This is a genomic window from Delftia sp. K82 (genome assembly GCF_002193035.1).
In the GTDB taxonomy this organism is placed as follows: Bacteria; Pseudomonadota; Gammaproteobacteria; order Burkholderiales; family Burkholderiaceae_C; genus Comamonas; species Comamonas acidovorans.
Map to the genome: position 1 here is coordinate 136,480 of NZ_MYFL01000003.1, position 16,244 is coordinate 152,723.

At 70.1% G+C, this 16,244-nt stretch carries 15 protein-coding genes; 9 read left to right on the top strand and 6 right to left on the bottom strand.

Annotation, left to right across the window (positions count from 1 at the left end; genetic code table 11):
• Positions 1–67: 67 nt before the first annotated feature.
• From KDK82_RS17490 to KDK82_RS17500, 3 genes are all read left to right on the top strand, one after another.
• Positions 68–1,303, top strand: coding sequence for an alpha-hydroxy acid oxidase (locus KDK82_RS17490; RefSeq protein WP_088165755.1), 1,236 nt, complete (start codon positions 68–70; stop codon positions 1,301–1,303).
• Between the two features lie 51 nt (positions 1,304–1,354).
• Positions 1,355–2,341 (top strand): tripartite tricarboxylate transporter substrate binding protein BugE, encoded by a 987-nt coding sequence (locus tag KDK82_RS17495; protein WP_012202722.1) that lies wholly within the window; start codon positions 1,355–1,357, stop codon positions 2,339–2,341.
• Between the two features lie 146 nt (positions 2,342–2,487).
• Positions 2,488–2,991: a carboxymuconolactone decarboxylase family protein gene (locus KDK82_RS17500; protein ID WP_088165756.1), complete on the top strand. Its 504-nt coding sequence runs from the start codon at positions 2,488–2,490 to the stop codon at positions 2,989–2,991.
• A 15-nt stretch (positions 2,992–3,006) separates the two neighbouring features.
• On the opposite strand, the gene KDK82_RS17505 is transcribed toward KDK82_RS17500, so the two are convergent.
• The 5 genes from KDK82_RS17505 to KDK82_RS17525 all read right to left on the bottom strand — a co-directional run bounded on the left by KDK82_RS17505 (position 3,007) and on the right by KDK82_RS17525 (position 8,620).
• Positions 3,007–3,987, bottom strand: a complete 981-nt coding sequence (locus KDK82_RS17505; RefSeq protein ID WP_179217936.1) for a tripartite tricarboxylate transporter substrate binding protein — start codon at positions 3,985–3,987, stop codon at positions 3,007–3,009.
• 42 nt (positions 3,988–4,029) lie between these two features.
• Complete coding sequence (tcuB, locus tag KDK82_RS17510) at positions 4,030–5,232, bottom strand: tricarballylate utilization 4Fe-4S protein TcuB (protein WP_047328023.1); 1,203 nt, start codon at positions 5,230–5,232, stop codon at positions 4,030–4,032.
• Positions 5,233–5,237: 5 nt separating this feature from the next.
• Positions 5,238–6,662 carry an FAD-dependent tricarballylate dehydrogenase TcuA gene (gene tcuA, locus KDK82_RS17515; protein WP_088165757.1) on the bottom strand — a complete coding sequence of 475 codons (1,425 nt, stop codon included), beginning with the start codon at positions 6,660–6,662 and terminating at the stop codon, positions 5,238–5,240.
• Positions 6,663–6,749: 87 nt separating this feature from the next.
• The gene (locus tag KDK82_RS17520; RefSeq protein WP_012202727.1) at positions 6,750–7,712 is read right to left on the bottom strand and encodes a LysR substrate-binding domain-containing protein; all 963 of its coding nucleotides are present in this window, start codon (positions 7,710–7,712) and stop codon (positions 6,750–6,752) included.
• Positions 7,713–7,813: 101 nt separating this feature from the next.
• Positions 7,814–8,620 carry an IclR family transcriptional regulator gene (locus tag KDK82_RS17525; protein WP_013804645.1) on the bottom strand — a complete coding sequence of 269 codons (807 nt, stop codon included), beginning with the start codon at positions 8,618–8,620 and terminating at the stop codon, positions 7,814–7,816.
• 153 nt (positions 8,621–8,773) lie between these two features.
• Between KDK82_RS17525 and KDK82_RS17530 the strand changes: the two genes are divergently transcribed.
• From KDK82_RS17530 to KDK82_RS17555, 6 genes are read left to right on the top strand one after another with little or no spacing between them, the layout of a single operon-like run.
• Positions 8,774–9,811 carry a tripartite tricarboxylate transporter substrate binding protein gene (locus KDK82_RS17530; RefSeq protein ID WP_088165758.1) on the top strand — a complete coding sequence of 346 codons (1,038 nt, stop codon included), beginning with the start codon at positions 8,774–8,776 and terminating at the stop codon, positions 9,809–9,811.
• Between the two features lie 56 nt (positions 9,812–9,867).
• Positions 9,868–11,367 (top strand): class I adenylate-forming enzyme family protein, encoded by a 1,500-nt coding sequence (locus KDK82_RS17535; RefSeq protein ID WP_088165759.1) that lies wholly within the window; start codon positions 9,868–9,870, stop codon positions 11,365–11,367.
• 31 nt (positions 11,368–11,398) lie between these two features.
• Positions 11,399–12,184, top strand: coding sequence for a citryl-CoA lyase (locus tag KDK82_RS17540; protein ID WP_088166323.1), 786 nt, complete (start codon positions 11,399–11,401; stop codon positions 12,182–12,184).
• A 48-nt stretch (positions 12,185–12,232) separates the two neighbouring features.
• Positions 12,233–13,399, top strand: a complete 1,167-nt coding sequence (locus tag KDK82_RS17545) for a CaiB/BaiF CoA-transferase family protein (RefSeq protein ID WP_179217937.1) — start codon at positions 12,233–12,235, stop codon at positions 13,397–13,399.
• 36 nt (positions 13,400–13,435) lie between these two features.
• A complete protein-coding gene (locus tag KDK82_RS17550; protein ID WP_088165761.1) occupies positions 13,436–14,440 on the top strand; it encodes a tripartite tricarboxylate transporter substrate binding protein in 1,005 nt (334 codons plus the stop codon).
• A gap of 11 nt (positions 14,441–14,451) precedes the next feature.
• On the top strand, positions 14,452–15,234 hold the full coding sequence (locus tag KDK82_RS17555) for an enoyl-CoA hydratase (protein WP_013804640.1): 783 nt from the start codon (positions 14,452–14,454) through the stop codon (positions 15,232–15,234).
• A gap of 2 nt (positions 15,235–15,236) precedes the next feature.
• Here KDK82_RS17555 and KDK82_RS17560 read toward each other — a convergent pair whose 3' ends face one another.
• Positions 15,237–16,163: a LysR substrate-binding domain-containing protein gene (locus KDK82_RS17560; protein ID WP_071954083.1), complete on the bottom strand. Its 927-nt coding sequence runs from the start codon at positions 16,161–16,163 to the stop codon at positions 15,237–15,239.
• Positions 16,164–16,244: the final 81 nt, after the last annotated feature.

Below are 16,244 nucleotides of genomic sequence, written 5' to 3' on the forward strand. Positions count from 1 at the left end.
CCACTTTCATTCAATGGATGCGCGGCCTACAGTGGCGCCGGCTCCTGAACATTCCGAGGTCCGCACCATGGCCGCCATCGCTTCCTCCTCTGCCTCTGCCTCCACGCCTTCGGCATCCGCCCTGCCGGCGCCGCGCGCCCCGGCCGTGCTGCGCCGCATGCTGTCGCTGCATGATTTCGAGGAGGCCGCGCGCCGCAGGCTGCCCCGGCCCATCTTCGGCTACATCGCCGGGGCGGCAGAGGACAACGCCTCGCTGCGCGACAACCGCGAGGTGTTCGGCGAATGGGGCCTGACCACCCGCGTGCTGGCCGATGTGTCGCAGCGCTCGCAGGCCGTGGAGCTGTTCGGCGAGCGCTATGCCAGTCCCTTCGGCATTGCGCCCATGGGCATTAATGCGCTGTCCACCTACCGGGGCGACCTGGTGCTGGCGCGCTCGGCCCAGCGCGCGGGCATTGTGTCGGTGATGAGCGGCACTTCGCTGATCCCCATGGAGGAGGTGGCGCGCGAGAGCCCGGCCACCTGGTTCCAGGCCTATATCCCCGGTGACCAGACCCGCATCGACGCGCTGATCGACCGCGTGGAGCGCGCAGGCTTTCGCACCCTGGTGGTGACGGTGGACATACCGATCTCCGCCAACCGCGAGAACAACATCCGCACCGGCTTTTCCACGCCGCTCAAGCCCAGCCTGCGCCTGGCCTGGGACGGCATGGTGCGCCCGGGCTGGGTGGCCGGCACCTTCCTGCGCACGCTGCTGCGCCACGGCATGCCGCATTTCGAGAACTCCTTTGCCACGCGCGGCGCGCCCATCATGTCGTCCAGCGTGATGCGCGACTTTTCGGCACGCGACCACCTGAGCTGGCGCCACATCGAGGCCATCCGCCGCCGCTGGAAGGGACCGCTGGTCATCAAGGGCGTGCTCAGCGTGGAGGACGCGCTGCAGGCCCGGCGCGTGGGGGCCGACGGCATCGTGCTGTCCAACCATGGCGGGCGGCAGCTCGACGGCGCGGTGTCGGCCATGCGCATTCTTGAGGACGTGGTGGCGGCCCTGGGGCCGGACTATCCGGTGCTGATCGACGGGGGCTTCAGGCGCGGCTCCGATGTGCTCAAGGCCGTGGCGCTGGGCGCGCGCATGGTGCTGGTGGGCCGGCCCTTCAACTACGCCGCCGCCGTGGGCGGCGAGGCCGGCGTGCTGCACGCCATCGGCCTGCTGCGCGACGAGGTGGACCGCAACCTGGCCATGCTGGGCGCCTCCTCCTGCGGCGCGCTGGACCGCTCGCACATCGTGCGCCGCGCATCGGCCTGACAGAAACCTCCACCGTCCGTTCAAAACACAGCCATTCCCAGGAGACATCCCATGAACCACTTCACTTCACGCCGCAGCCTGTGCGCCCTGCTGCTGGCCGCTGGTGCCGCACCGGGCGCCATGGCGGCCGATGCCGGCGCCTATCCCACGCGCCCGGTGCGCCTGATCGTGCCGTTTGCTGCCGGCGGCACCACCGACATCGTGGCGCGCGCGATTGCGCCGCGCATGGCCGAGGCCCTGGGCCAGCCGCTGGTGGTGGACAACAAGGGCGGCGGCGGAGGCGCCATCGGCGCGCACGAGGCCGCGCGTGCCCAGCCCGACGGCTACACGCTGGGCGTGGCCACCGTGTCCACCACGGCCACCAATCCGGCCATCAACCCGCGCCTGCCCTACAACCCGCTCACCGATTTCACGCCCATCACCAACATTGCGGCCACGCCCAATGTGCTGGCCGTGCATCCGGGCTTCAAGGCGCAGAGCTTTGCGGCCTTCGTGGACGAGGTGAAGAAGAACCCCGGCAAGCATGCCTACGGCACGGCGGGCACGGGCTCCATAGGCCACATGCTGATGGAGCTGATGTCCAGCCGCTCGGGGCTATCGCTCACGCATGTGCCCTACCGGGGCTCGGGCCCTGCGCTCAACGATGCGGTGGCGGGCCAGGTGCCCATCGTCTTCGACAACCTGCCTTCGGCCCTGCCCTTCATCAAGGCGGGACGGCTTACCGCGCTGGCGGTGGCCGCGCCCGAGCGCCTGGCCCAGCTGCCCCAGGTGCCCACCTTCAAGGAGCTGGGGCTGGAGCCTGTCAACCGCAGCGCCTTCTATGGCATCTACGGCCCCAAGGGGCTGTCGCCCGAGATCGTGGCGCGCCTGCATGCGGCCGCCCAGCGCGCACTGGCCAGCCCCGAGGTGCGCCGCCAGATCGAGGACACGGGCTCGCGCGTGATCGGCAACCGCCCCGAGGAGTTCGCACGCGAGATCGCGGCCGAGAACGCCCTGTACCGCAAGATCGCCACGGAGCGGCGCATCGTGGCGGACTGAGCGCCAGCCGGGGCGGGAATGGGGGATGGGGGCCGGGGCTGCGAAAAAATTTCGCCAACGCTGTCACAACGCGCACGCCCCGTGCGTCTTGAAGGTATGGGCCAGCCATTCCGGCCGGCTGCTACATCCCTCAAGGAGTGTTTTCCATGACCGCTTCGTCTTCCGCTGCCACCGGCGCCCGTCCTCTCGCCGCCCCCACGCCGCGCCTGAACTTCCAGGCCGTCGCCCCCGAGCTGTACAAGGCCCAGGCCGGCATCAACGCGCTGCTCAACCAGTCCAGTTTGGGCATCCAGCTGCTGGAGCTGGTGTTCCTGCGCGTCTCGCAGATCAACGGCTGCGCCTTCTGCGTGGACATGCACACGCGCGAACTGCTGTCCCGGGGCGAGGACCTGCAGCGCATCAACAGCATCGTCACCTGGCCCGAGGTGGATTTCTACGACGGGCGCGAGCGCGCCGCCCTGAACTGGGCCGAGCGCTGCACGCGCCTGAGCCAGGCCCATCCCGAGCAGCAGGATTTCGAGGCACTGCGCCTGCATTTCAGCGAGCGCGAGATGGTGGAGCTGACCTATGCCATCGGCAGCATCAATGTCTGGAACCGCCTGTGCGCGGGCTTTGCAGCGCCCGTGGCACGCAAGCCGATCAAGCTCTGAACGCCTGCAAGCCGCTCACTCCGCGGAGAGCTTTCGCTCCTTCACCAGCCTGCCCCACTGCTCGTATTCTTTCTTCATGAAGGCCGCGAACTCGGCGCGCGTGGTGGGCTGGGGCGTGAGGCCGTGCTTGTTCAGCGCCTCCTTGACGCCAGGGTCATTGAGTACCTTGACGATCTCGGTGTTCCAGCGGTCCAGCATCGGCTTGGGCGTCTTGCCCGGTGCCACGAAGGCATACCAGTTCAGTGCCTCGAAGCCGGGATAGCCGGCTTCGGCCACCGTGGGGATGTCGGGCATGTACGCCGGGCGCATGAGGCCCGTGGTGGCCAGCGGGATCAGCTTGCCGGCCTCGATGTGGGGCAGGGCCGTGGGCGGCGCGGCGAAGTAGCTGGTCACGCGCTCGCCCAGCAGGTCCTGCAGCGCGGGCGCGCCGCCCTTGTAGGGCACGTGCACCATGTCGATGCCCGCGCGCTGGTTGAACAGCTCGCCTGCCAGGTGGGAGGCCGAGCCCGCGCCCGTCGAGGCGTAGTCCACCGTGCCCGGGTTCTTCTTGGCCTTGGCCACGAACTCGGCCAGGGTCTTCACGCCCGCGCCCTTGTGCACCACCAGCACGTTGGGAAAGTTCACGCCGCCCGAGATGGGCGCCAGGTCCTTGAAGGGGTCGTAGGGCAGCTTCATCAGGTGCGGCGCAATGGTCAGCGGCCCCACCGAGCCGAACAGCAGCACCGAGCCGTCGGCCGCCGCGTTGGCCACCTGCTGGTGGGCGATGTTGCCGCCCGCGCCGCCCTTGTTCTCCACCACCACGCTCTGGCCGATGTTCTCGCCCAGCTTCTTGGCGATCAGGCGCGCGGCCGCATCTGCGGCGCCGCCGGCGGCGAAGCCCACGACCAGGGACACGGGCTTCTTGGGAGGAAAGTCCTGGGCCTGCGCACTGGCGGCCAGTGCGAGCAGGGAGGCGGCCAGGGCGGTGGCGTGCAGGAAGTTGCGCTTGTTCATCATGGGGTTGTCTCCGTCATTGGCTGGGAATCGGGGCGGATGCGGCTAGTCGGCGCCCAGCCCGATGGGGCTGGGCTGGCGCTTTTCGGTGTTGTGGCGCAGCAGGGATGCCGTGCGGAACACGCCGTGCGCGAACTTGCCGTAGGGCAGGGTGGCGAACAGGGCGATCACCGCGCCCAGGTGCAGGCACAGCAGCAGGGCCAGGGCCGGCGTGCCGCGGCCCAGCCACAGCGCCATGCCGCTGGCAGCGACCAGGAACAGCAGGGCGATGAAGCCCAGGTCCATGGGTTTCTGGCGCGCGTCGCCATGCAGCGGGTGGCGCCTGCGGTTCAGGCGCCACAGGCCTGCGGTGCCCAGCATGAGGCTGGTGCCGCCCACGGCGCCCAGCAGCTTGGGCAGGCTGGGGAATTCGTAGGGCGCGGCCCAGCCGAACACGTAGTGGTAGACCGTGGCCAGCGCCGTGGCCGCAAAGCACAGCATGAATCCGTAGAAGGTCAGGTGGTGAAAGCGCCTGCGGCTCAGGGTGTAGGCATCGTCTTCGTTGTGGCAGCCCTCGCCGTGGCCGCCGTCCAGGTATTTGAGGCGCAGCACGTCGTGCGCGGCCTCGGCCGCCGCTGGCGTGCCCACATCCACGCCGCCGGTGGCGGGCTTGACGTCCTTCCAGAAGCGGCGCACGCCCATGGCCAGCGCCAGCACCACGAACAGGAACACGGGCGCGAAGATGCCCACCAGCAGGTTGTGCGGGAACAGGTTGTAGAAGTTGGCGCCCAGGTCGGCGCCCCACAGCCGGCCCAGGCCGCCCTGCAGGGCCACGGCCAGCACCAGGAACAGCGACAGGCCTGCGGCCAGGGCCAGCGACAGCGTGAGCCCGTTCCTCTGGTACAGGCGCCCCAGGGCGGGCGGCCAGGCGTAGTCGGCATAGGTCTGGCCGCGCACCTCGGCCATGGCCTTGGGGATGTTGATGGCGAATTCATGCGGCGGCGCGTACTGGCAGGCATGCAGGCAGGCGCCGCAGTTGTGGCACAGGTTGGCCAGGTAGTGCACATCGGCCTTGCCGAACTCCAGGCGCCGCGTCATGGCCGGGAAGACCGCGCAAAAGCCTTCGCAGTAGCGGCAGGCGTTGCAGATCTGCAGGGCGCGTGCCACCTCGCCTTCGGCGGCGGTTTCGGTGGAGACCGGCAGGATGGGAATGACCCGGCCGGCGGCCAGGTCCTGGGCTTCTTGGGCCAGGGCGTTCAGGGTCTGCATCTCGGTCAAGCCTTCTCTGTCACTGCGCCGCGCACGGCGGGGTGGCCCGTGGCGGCCAGGGCCGCATTGCGGCCCGCGATGCGGCCGAAGGCCGTGCCGATGGACATGCCCACGCCGGCCGTATAGCCCTTGCCCAGCACGTTGCCGGCCATCATTTCGCCGGCCACGAACAGGTTGGTGCTGGGCTGGCCGGCAAAGCGCACGGCCGCCGTGTCGTCGGTCTCCAGGCCCAGGTAGGTGAAGGTCACGCCGGGGCGCAGCTGGTAGCCGTAGAAGGGCGCCGTGTCGATGGGGCGGGCCCAGTGGGTCTTGGCGGGCACCAGGCCCTCGGTGTGGCAGTCGTCCAGCGCCGTGTGATCGAAGTGGCCGACGCGGCAGGCGCCGTTGTAGGCATCCAGGGTCTGCATGAAGCGTTCCTCGTCCAGGCCCAGCTTGCGTGCCAGCTCGGGCAGGGAGTCGGCGCGCACGCCCGGGAAGACCGGCGGCATGAAGCGGCCAATGGCCTTGGCGTCGATGACGGACCAGGCGGTCTGGCCCGGCTGCTGGGCCACCAGGCGGCCCCAGATGGCATAGCGCTTGGGCCAGAAGTCCTCGCCCTCGTCGTAGAAGCGCTCGGCCTCGCGGTTGACCACCACGCCCAGCGAGACGCAGTCGATGCGCGTGCAGATGCCGCCGTCGTACAGCGGCGCGCGCGCATCGATGGCCACCATGTGGGCCTGGGTGGGGTCGCCGATGCGGTCGGCGCCATGGTCTTCGAGCAGGTGGCGCAGCAGCACGCCGCGGTTGAAGGCCGTGCCGCGGATCAGGAAGTTGTCGGACGGCCACTCGCCGCGCGCGTTCTGCCCCCAGGCCTCGCGCAGCCACTCGCGGTTGGACTCGAAGCCGCCCGCCGCCAGCACGCAGGTCTTTGCGGTGATGCGCTGCTCGCCCACCCAGGCGGCCTTGAACTCTCCGTCCTCGATCTCCAGCCGGTCCACGGGCGACGCGTAGCGCACCTGCACGCCCAGCCGTTCGGCGCTGCGGTAGTAGGCATTGACCAGGGCCTTGCCGCCGCCCATGAAGAAGGCATTGGTGCGCGCCACATGCAGGGCGCCCGACAGCGGCGGCTGAAAGTGCACGCCGTGGCGGCGCATCCAGTCGCGGCAGGTGGAGGAGGCACGGATCACCATGCGCGCCAGGTGCTCGTTGGTGATGCCGCCCGTGACCTTGAGGAGGTCCTGCCAGAACTCCTCCTCGGGGTAGGCCTCGACCAGCACGTCCTGGGGCGCGTCGTGCATGCAGCGCAGGTTGCGCGTGTGGCCGGAATTGCCGCCGCGCCAGTCGCGCGGCGCCGCCTCCAGCAGCAGCACGCTGCGGCCTGCCTCGCGCGCCATCAGGGCCGCGCACAGGGCGGCATTGCCGCCGCCTATGACCAGGACATCGGGGTCCATGGAGTTCTCCTTGCATTCGCCATCGTGGGGATTGCGAATGTAGGGAGAACGCCGCGCGGCGGGCAGGGGCCCGCCGGCATGGGGGTATCAGTCTTCGTGATGGATGAGGGCCGTGCCAGCCCAGGCACCGCCGCGCAGCAGCTGGCGCACGCAGTCGATCAGCACCACGCGCGCGGCCAGGGCGGCGGGCGACAGCTCATCCTCGGACAGGCTGCACAGCAGGTTGGTGCGCAGGGCATCTTTGTCCGTGATACGCGACCACTCGAAGCGCTGCGCGGCATCGGCATAGCGGCCCATGGAGGCCCAGGGCTGCACCGTGCTGCCCAGGCCCGCATCCACGGCCGCCATGACCATGGACAGCGAGTCCACCTCCAGCACCAGATGCGGCGTGAAGCGCGCCTGCGAGAAGGCCGTGTCCAGCGTGCTGCGCAGGCCGTGCAGGCCTGTGGGCAGGATCAGCGATTCGCCGGCCAGGTCGGCCAGCGCCATCTGCGGCGGCAGCGGCTCGGGGTGGTGGCCGCGCGCGCGGATCAGGAACAGCTCTTCCTCGATCAGCGGGTGCACCTGCCAGCGCCGCCCGCCTGCGCGGGCCTGACCGCCGTGCAGGCGGGCGTCGAACAGCACGGCCATGTCCAGCGCGCGCGCATTGAGCATGTCGGTCAGGTGGCCGGACATGCCCTCCACCATGTGCAGGCGCACATCGGGGTAGCGCGCGCGCATGGCCTGCATCATGGGCAGGCCCAGCATGGCCGAGGTGGTGGGCGCCAGGCCCACGCTGACCGAGCCCGACAGCCGTGCCTGCTGCGCGCTGCGCACGGCCTGCTCGGCATGGCGCAGCGTGAGCTGGGCCTCGCGGAAGAAGGCCACGCCTGCCTCGGTGGGCACCACGCCGCGCGGCGTGCGCTGCAGCAGCCGGGTGGACAGCTCGCTTTCCAGGCGGCTGACCTGCTGGCTCAGCGCGGACTGGACCATGTCCAGGTCCAGGGCGGCGCGGCTCATGGAGCCCAGTTCGACGATGCGGACGAAGTAGCGGAGTTGTCTCAGTTCCATGGGGGCGGCGCTTGTGGATGGCAGCGGCGATTGTCGGTGCAGATCGTCGGCCCAGATTCTCGGTGCAGACCGGGCGGGCCGCTGCACCGGGGGGCTTGGCCTCAGATGCCGCGCGGCAGCAGGGCCGCCAGGGCCTCGCCTATCGAGCGCGCAATCAGCTTCTGGCGCTCGCCGGGCATGCGCTCCAGCGTGGAGGCCACGCTGACGGCGGCCACGGGCTCGCCTTCGGCATTGCGCACCGCCATGCCCACGGCCAGCACGCCGCGCGTGGCGTGGTTGCCGATGACGGACCAGCCGCGCTGGCGCGTGGCCTTCACCAGCAGTGCCATGCGCTCGGGCGTCATGCCGCCGTACTGCTCCAGCACGGGCGCGTTGGCCGCCATCGCGGCCTGCACCTCGGCATCGGGCAGGGCGGCCAGCAGGGCCAGGCCCGCCGCTCCCACGCCCAGCGGCTGGCGCGTGCCCACCTGGATCACCAGGATCTGCACCGGATGCGTGCCCACATGGCGGGCGATGCAGTGCGATGCCGCGCCTTCGCGCACGATGGCAAAGGCCGCATCCGCGCAGCCCGCGCTCACGCGCTCCAGCACGGGCTGCAGCCGCACGGCCATGTTGGGCTGGCCTGCGCTGGCGGCCGTGGCCGCCAGCCGGTGGCCGGCCGCATAGCCGAAGCGCCCCCTGTGCGCCACATAGCCGCTGTCCACCAGGGTGGACAGCAGGCGGTACACCGTGGCGCGCTCCAGCCCCGTGGCGCGGCACAGGTCAGCGACGCGCAGGCCCTCGCGGCCTGCGGCCAGCACGGCGTCCAGCACCTGCAGGCCACGGCGCAGCGTGCGGCTGCCGGCATCGTCGGCGGAGACTGGAATGTCCGCTGGCCGGACGTTTGGATTGGTGCTGCGCGAAGGCATGGAAAAGAATTTCCCGGTGATTGCAGGCAGGGCAGAAAAGGGCCTGCGTGCAGCGCGCAGTGTGCCGCAGGCCGTCGAAAGCCCACACAGGCAGACGTAAGCGGACATAAGCAGACATAAGCAGACATCAGAACGATCACCTGGAGACAAGACATGACAACCCCTGCCCGTTTCAATCCGTGGGCGCGCCGGCGCCTGCTGGCCTGTTCCTTCACCTGCGCACTGGCCGGCATGGCCGCCGCGACCGTCGCGGCCGTCGCGTTGGCGCCCGCGCCCGTGCTGGCGCAGCCGGCGGCCTGGCCGGCCCGGCCCGTGCGGCTGGTGGTGGGCTATGCGGCCGGCGGCGCCACCGATGTGATCGCACGCCTGGTGGCCGCCCGGATGGGCGAGCAGCTGGGCCAGAGCGTGGTGGTGGACAACCGCACGGGCGCCAACAGCAATGTGGGCGCCGAAGCCGTGGCGCGGGCGCCTGCGGACGGCTACACGCTGTATGTCTACACCATTGCCAACACCATCAATGCCTCGCTCTACCCCCGGCTCGGCTATGACCCGGTCAAGGACTTCGAGCCCATCGGCCTGATCGCCAAGATTCCCAACATCCTCGTGGTCAACCCGCGCCTGCCCATACAGAACGTGGCCGACTATGTGCGCTACGCCCGGCAGAGTGCGCAGGGCATCAGCTTCGCCTCGTCGGGCAGCGGCTCGTCGATCCACCTGTCGGGCGAGATGTTCCGTCAGCTGTCGGGCCTGCGCATGCTGCACGTGCCCTACCGGGGCAGCGCACCGGCCATCACCGACCTGCTGGGCGGGCAGGTGGATTCCATGTTCGACAACGCGCCCTCGGCCCTGCCCCATGTGCAGGCAGGCAAGCTGCGCGCGATCGCCATCACCAGCGCCCGGCGCTCGGCGCTGCTGCCCGATGTGCCCACGCTGGCGGAGTCGGGCTATGCGGGCTTCGACGTGCAGTCGTGGTTCGGCCTGGCCGCCCCTGCGGGCACGCCGCCCGCCGTGATCGAGCGCCTGAACCATGCCCTGAACACCGCCCTGGCCGCACCCGAGCTGCGCCAGCGCCTGGGCGAGATGGCCGCCACGCCCGAGCCCGGCACCCCGGCGCAGATGCGCAGCTTTGCGGCGTCGGAGATCAAGCGCTGGCGCGAGGTGGTCAAGGCCTCGGGCGCCACCGCCCAGTAGTTCGGCACACGTTCGGCAAAAGCTCAACACAACCGCCCCACAAGGAGACGACCCCCATGCAACCCATTGATTTTTTCTGGCGCGCGGCCGAGCGCTGGCCGCAGCGCATCGCCATCGACGCACCGGGCGGCTGCATCCGCTATGACGCGCTGGCCCGCAAGGTGGCCGCGCTGGCGGCCGGCCTGCAGGCGCTGGAGCCCGCCGTGCAAAGCCGCGTGGGCATCTGCGCGGGCAACAGCGCAGACCATATCGCCGCCCTGCTGGCGGTGATGGCCAGCGGCAAGGTCTGGGTGCCGCTCAATCCCAAGAGCACGCAGTCCGAGGTGCGCCGCATCATCGATGCCACCGAGCCTTCCATCGTGCTGTGCGACGCGGGCGGCGCTGCACTGGTGCAAGGGGCGCCGGGCATCCACCTGGTGCTGGGCGAGGGCACGGCGGCCCTGGAGCAGGCGCAGACCGGCGCTTTGCCTGTGATGCCTGACCTGCCCGCCGATGCCATCCAGGCCATCAAGTTCACGGGCGGCACCACGGGCCTGCCCAAGGGCGTGATGCAGCCCTGCCGCGCCTGGATGGCCGGCATTGCCAACCAGATCCAGGCCTGGGGGTTCGATGAGCATGACCGCTACGTCATGGCAGCGCCCATCACGCATGGCACATCCACCTATCTGCTGCCCATCCTGGCGCAGGGCGGCTGCCATGTGCTGCTGGATGGTGCGGGTGCCGAGGCCGTGCGCAGCGCCTTTGCCCTGCGCGGCGGCACCGTGTGCTTCATGCCGCCCACCCTGATCTACATGCTGATGGCGCTGCCGGGCGCCAGCCGTGCGGACTTCCCCGGCCTGCGCCGCCTCATCTACGGCGGCGCCGCCATGCCGCCCGAGAAAATCCGCCAGGTGCGCGCCTTCTTCGGCCCCGTGCTGGCCACCACCTATGGCCAGACCGAGGCGCCGCAGATCCTCACGGCCATGCGGCCCGAGGACTTCGAGGACGAAGGCCTGTGGACCTCCGTGGGCCGGGCCACCTGGTTCAGCGACCTGGCCATCATGTCGCCCGACGGCCGTCTGCTGCCCCGGGGCGAGGTGGGCGAGGTCGTGGCGCGCGGCGATCTGCTGATGAGCGGCTACTGGCGCCTGCCCGGCAAGACCGCCGAGACCCTGGTGAACGGCTGGCTGCACACGGGGGACCGGGGTCTGATCGATGCGCAGGGCTACCTGCACCTCAAGGACCGCCTGAAGGACCTGGTCATCACGGGCGGCTTCAACGTCTATCCCGTGGATGTGGAAAACGCCCTGGGCCAGCACCCGGCCGTGCACGAGTGCGTGGTCTTCGGCATCCCCGACGACCATTGGGGCGAGGCCGTGCAGGCCGCCGTGCAATTGCGCGCCGAACTGCGCCCCGACCAGCGGCCGGACGAGGCCGAGCTGATCGCCTTCGTGCGCCAGCGCCTGGGCCCCGTGCAGACACCCAAGCGCATCCACTTTCACGCCAGCCTGCCGCGCTCGCCCGTGGGCAAGCTGCTCAAGACGGCCGTGCGCGAGCTTGCGCTGGCACCTCGCTGATCCCGCACACCATCACAAGGAAACCCTGGCCATGGCAACCCCCCAACCCCCCGTCACCCGCCTGTGCACCCACACCCTCACCAGCCTGCATTACCGCGATGCCGACCTGGTCGAGGATCTGATGGGCAAGAAGACCTTCACCGAGGTGATGCTGATGCAGATCCTGGGCCGCACGCCGCGCCCCGTGGACCTGCGCATCGCCGATGTGGTGCTCATCGTGCTCATGGAGCATGGCCTCACGCCCAGCGCCATCGCCACGCGCCTCATCTACATGAGCGCGCCCGAGAACCTGCAGGGCGCCGTCTCGGCCGGCCTGCTGGCCGTGGGCAGCTCCTTCGTGGGCACCATGGAGAACTGCGCCGCGCTGCTCGACCGCATCGCCGCCGCCGCCGACCCCGAGGCCGAGGCCCGCGCCATCGCCCAGCACCACAAGGCGTTGAAAAGCCCCGTGCCCGGCTTTGGCCACCACCTGCACAAGCCCGTGGACCCGCGCGCCTACAAGCTGCTGGACATGGGCCGCGCCGAACCCGAACTGGCGGGCAGCAGAATCCGCGCGCTCGAAATCCTCTCTGCCGCCGTGGACGCCGCAGCGGGCCGGCCCATCACCATCAATGCCACGGGGGCCGTGGCCGCCCTGCTGGGCGAGATCGGCGTGCCCACGGCCGTAATGCGCGGCTTTGCCGTCATCTCGCGGGCGGCCGGGCTGGTGGCGCATGTGGTGGAGGAGCAGCAAAGCCCGTCGGGCCGGTTCATCTGGGAAACGGTGGAGGAGGCCATCCCCTACGCGGGGCATGCAGTTTCCGCGAACGCTGCGTGAAGCAATGACCGATGGACCACTGCGCCCCATGCCGCGAGCATGGAGTCCATGCAACAAACCCATGGATTGTCCGGCGCCCTCGACGGCCTGCGCGTGGTGGACCTGTCCCGCATCCTGGCGGGACCCTGGTGCACCCAGAACCTTGCCGACCTGGGCGCATCGGTGCTCAAGATCGAGCGTCCCGTCACGGGCGACGACACGCGCGCCTGGGGCCCGCCCTTCGTGCAGGCCCCCGGTGGCGAGGCCGTGTCGGCCTACTTCCTGTCCTGCAACCGCGGCAAGCAGTCGGTGGCGCTGGACTTCACCGAGCCGGCCTCGCATGCCTGGCTGCTGCGCCAGATCCGCGATGCCGACGTGCTGGTGGAAAACTACAAGGCCGGCGCGCTGGCGCGCCACGGGCTGGACTACGCGGCGCTGGCCGCCATCAACCCCGGGCTGATCTACCTGTCGATCACGGGCTTCGGCCAGAGCGGCCCGTTTGCGCACAAGCCCGGCTACGACTATGTGTTCCAGGGGCTGGGCGGCCTCATGGGCTACACGGGCGTGGCCGATGGCGAGGAGGGCGCGGGCCCGCTGCGCACGGGCGTGGCCGTGGTGGACCTGATGACGGGCATGTATGCCACCAGCGCCGTGCTGGCGGCCGTGGTGCAGCGCCAGCGCACGGGGCGCGGCCAGCACATCGACCTGGCGCTGCTGGACGTGGCCGTGGCCATGAATGCCAACCAGGCGGCCAACTACCTGGTCAGCGGCGAGAACCCGCGCCGCACGGGCAACGCCCATCCCAATTGCGCGCCCTACGAGGTGTTTGCCTGCGAAGACGGGCATTTCATCCTGGCCATCGGCAATGACGGGCAGTTCGCCGCCCTGTGCTCCGTGCTGGGCACGGACTGGCACCTGGACGCGCGCTTTGCCACCAATGCCGCGCGCCTGACCGGCATGGCGCAGCTGCGCCCGCTGCTGCGCGCGGTGCTGGGCCGCTGGCCGCTGCAGGCCCTGACCGATGCGCTGGACACCGCCCAGGTGCCCTGGGGCTGCATCAACACCATGGAGCAGGTCTTCGCCCATCCGCAGGTGCGGCACCGCCAGATGCTGCAGACGGTGGAGCACCCGCAGCTGGGCACGCTGAAGCTGGTGCGCAACCCCATGGTGCCGGCCGGCGGCGGCGCCCAGGTGCAGCCGCCGCCCGTGCTCGGAGCGGCGCCGCAGGACCTCTGAATCCCTAGACATCGACAAGCCAAGAAGGAGACAAGGATGACGAAACGCATGAAAGCACTGAAGGCCGCCGTGGCAGCCGCCGCGCTGGCGGCGCTGCCGCTGGCATATGCAGCGGGGGCGGCCGGGGCGGCGGGGGCAGGAAGCTATCCCGACCGGCCCGTACGCCTGGTCGTGCCCTATGCGGTGGGCGGCGCCACCGATGTGATCGCGCGCGTGGCGGCCCGCTACCTGGGCGAGACGCTGGGCCAGCCCGTGGTGGTGGAAAACCGCCCCGGCGCGGGCGGCAGCACGGGCTCGGCCTATGCGGCCAAGCAGCCGGCCGACGGCTACACCCTGGTGATGATGGTGGAGAGCTCGCATGCCGTGAACCCCAACGTCTACGCCAAGCCCGCGTATGACCCGGTGAAGGACTTCACCCCCATCACCAACATCGCCAATGTGCCGGGCGTGATGGTGGTCAGCGCAGGCTCGGCCTACAAGAGCGCCAAGGATGTGAGCGACGCGGCGCGCGCCGCGCCGGGCAAGCTCAACTACGGCTCCTCGGGCAATGGCGGGCTCAGCCACCTGAGCGGTGCGCTGTTCGGCAGCACCACGGGCACCACCCTCACCCATGTGCCCTACAAGGGGCTGGGGCCGGCGCTCAACGACCTGATGGCGGGGCAGCTCGATGTGGTGTTCGACAACATGCCGTCCTCGGGCGCGCTGATCGCGGGCGGCCAGCTGCGTGCCCTGGCCGTGTCCAGCCCCGTGCGCCTGCCGGCCCTGCCCGGCGTGCCCACCTATGCCGAGGCCGGGCTCAAGCCCATGAACGACATGTCCTGGTACGGCCTGGGCGCGCCTGCCAGGCTCGATCCCGCCATTCTTGCCAGGCTCAGCGAAGCCCTGCGCAAGACCTTGCAAAAGCCCGAGCTGATCAAGACCATAGAGCAGCAGGGCGCCGTCGTGGACTTCCAGGAGCCTGCGCAATTCAGGCAGACGGTGGAGCGCTCCAACCGTGCCTGGTCCCAGCTGATCCGCGACATCGGATTCGAGAAACTTTGAGGAGATCTGCCGTGCATGCACAAGTGACCTTTCCCACCCCGCAGACCGCCGTGCTCACCATCACCGGCGGCGGGCCGCTGAACATCCTGGGCACGCCCGTGATCCGCGCGCTGACCGCGCAATTGGCCGAACTGGCCGAGCGCCCCGATCTGCACTGCCTGGTGCTGCGCGGATCGGGCACGCGCGCCTTCGTTGCGGGGGCGGACATCCGCGAGATGGCGTCGCTCAACGCCGCCTCGGCACGCGCCTTCATCAGCGGGCTGCGCGACCTGTGCAACGCGGTGCGGCATTTCCCCGTGCCCGTGATCGCCCGGCTGCAGGGCCATACGCTGGGCGGCGGGCTGGAGCTGGCCATGGCGGCCGACCTGCGCATCGCGGCCGATGATGCCGTGGTGGGCATGCCCGAGGTCAAGGTCGGCATTCCCTCGGTGATCCACGCGGCCATGATGCCCGCGCAGATCGGCGGCACGCGCGCCAGCTGGCTGCTGCTCACGGGCGAGAACATCGGCGCCCTGCAGGCCGAGCGCTGGGGCCTGCTCAACGAATGCGTGCCCGGCGACCAGCTCGATGCGCGCATCGCGCAGATTGCCGAGGGGCTGGGCGGGATCGGCATCGAGGCGCTGCGCCAGCAAAAGCGCCTGCTGCGCCGCTGGGAAGGCATGGGCGTGGACTCGGCCATCACCGACAGCGTGGCCGAGTTCGGCGCGGCCTTCAACACGGGCGAGCCGCAGCACCACATGAATGCCTTCCTGGAGCGCAAGCAGGCCAAGGCCCAAGCCCAGCCCCAGCCCTGAACCTAGGCCTTGTCGGCCAGCCCTTTCAGAAAGCTGCGCAGCCGCTGCGCGGTGGGCGTCAGCGGCCGTTCGCTGGAGCGCACCAACTGCAGCGGGCGCCGTGCCCAGGTTTCCTCCAGCGGCAGGCAGGCCACCGCATGCGCGGTGCCGAGCCTGCGGTAGATGCTGTGCGGAATGATGGCCAGGCCCACGCCCTGCGAGACCAGCCGCACGATGGAGGTGAAATCATCCACGTGGATGCGGCAGCGCAGCGGCCGGCCATGGCGCTTGGCCAGCTCGCGCAGAAAGGCGTAGTTGCTGCTGGTCAGCGCCATGCCCACGAAAGCATGGGACAGGGTGTCGAAGAACCGGCAGGAAGGGCCTTCGCCGTCGTCTTGCCTCTCGCCCGGCTGGGGCACCAGCGGATGGCCGGGCGGGGCAATCACCACCAGGCGGTCCAGCGCAAAGGTCTCGCAGGCCACGGCGCCCGCCATGGGCTCGCCCGCGTAGACGCCCAGGTCGGCCTCGCCCTCGGCCACGCTGGCGGCAATCGTCTCGCTGGTCTGCTCGACCAGGGTGAGGTTCACCTCGGGAAAGGCGGTCAGGAACTCGCCGATGTGCGGGCCGATGAAGCCGTGCAGCGAGGAGCTGTTGGCCGCCAGCGTTGCCTTGCCCTGCAGGCTGCTGCCCAGCAGGGCGGCCTCGGCCTCCATGCCGTCGATGGCGGCGAACACGCCGCGCGCATGCTCGAGCATGGCGTGGCCTTCCTCGGTCAGCCGCATGCCCTTGTGCTCGCGCGTGAACAGCTGGCAGCCCAGGGCCTGCTCCAGATTGCGCAGGCGCTGGCTGGCGGCCGAGGGCGTCAGGTGCCGCGCCTGGCTGGCACGCGAGAGATTGCCGGCCTGGGCGATGGCCATGAACAGCTTCAGATCGGTCAGGTCGTAGCGCATGCGGGCGTTTCCTAGGGGGCAAGAGGGCCATTATTCCTGCTGGCGCAGGGCTGCAAAGCCCGTGGCGCGCAGCCTTTGAAG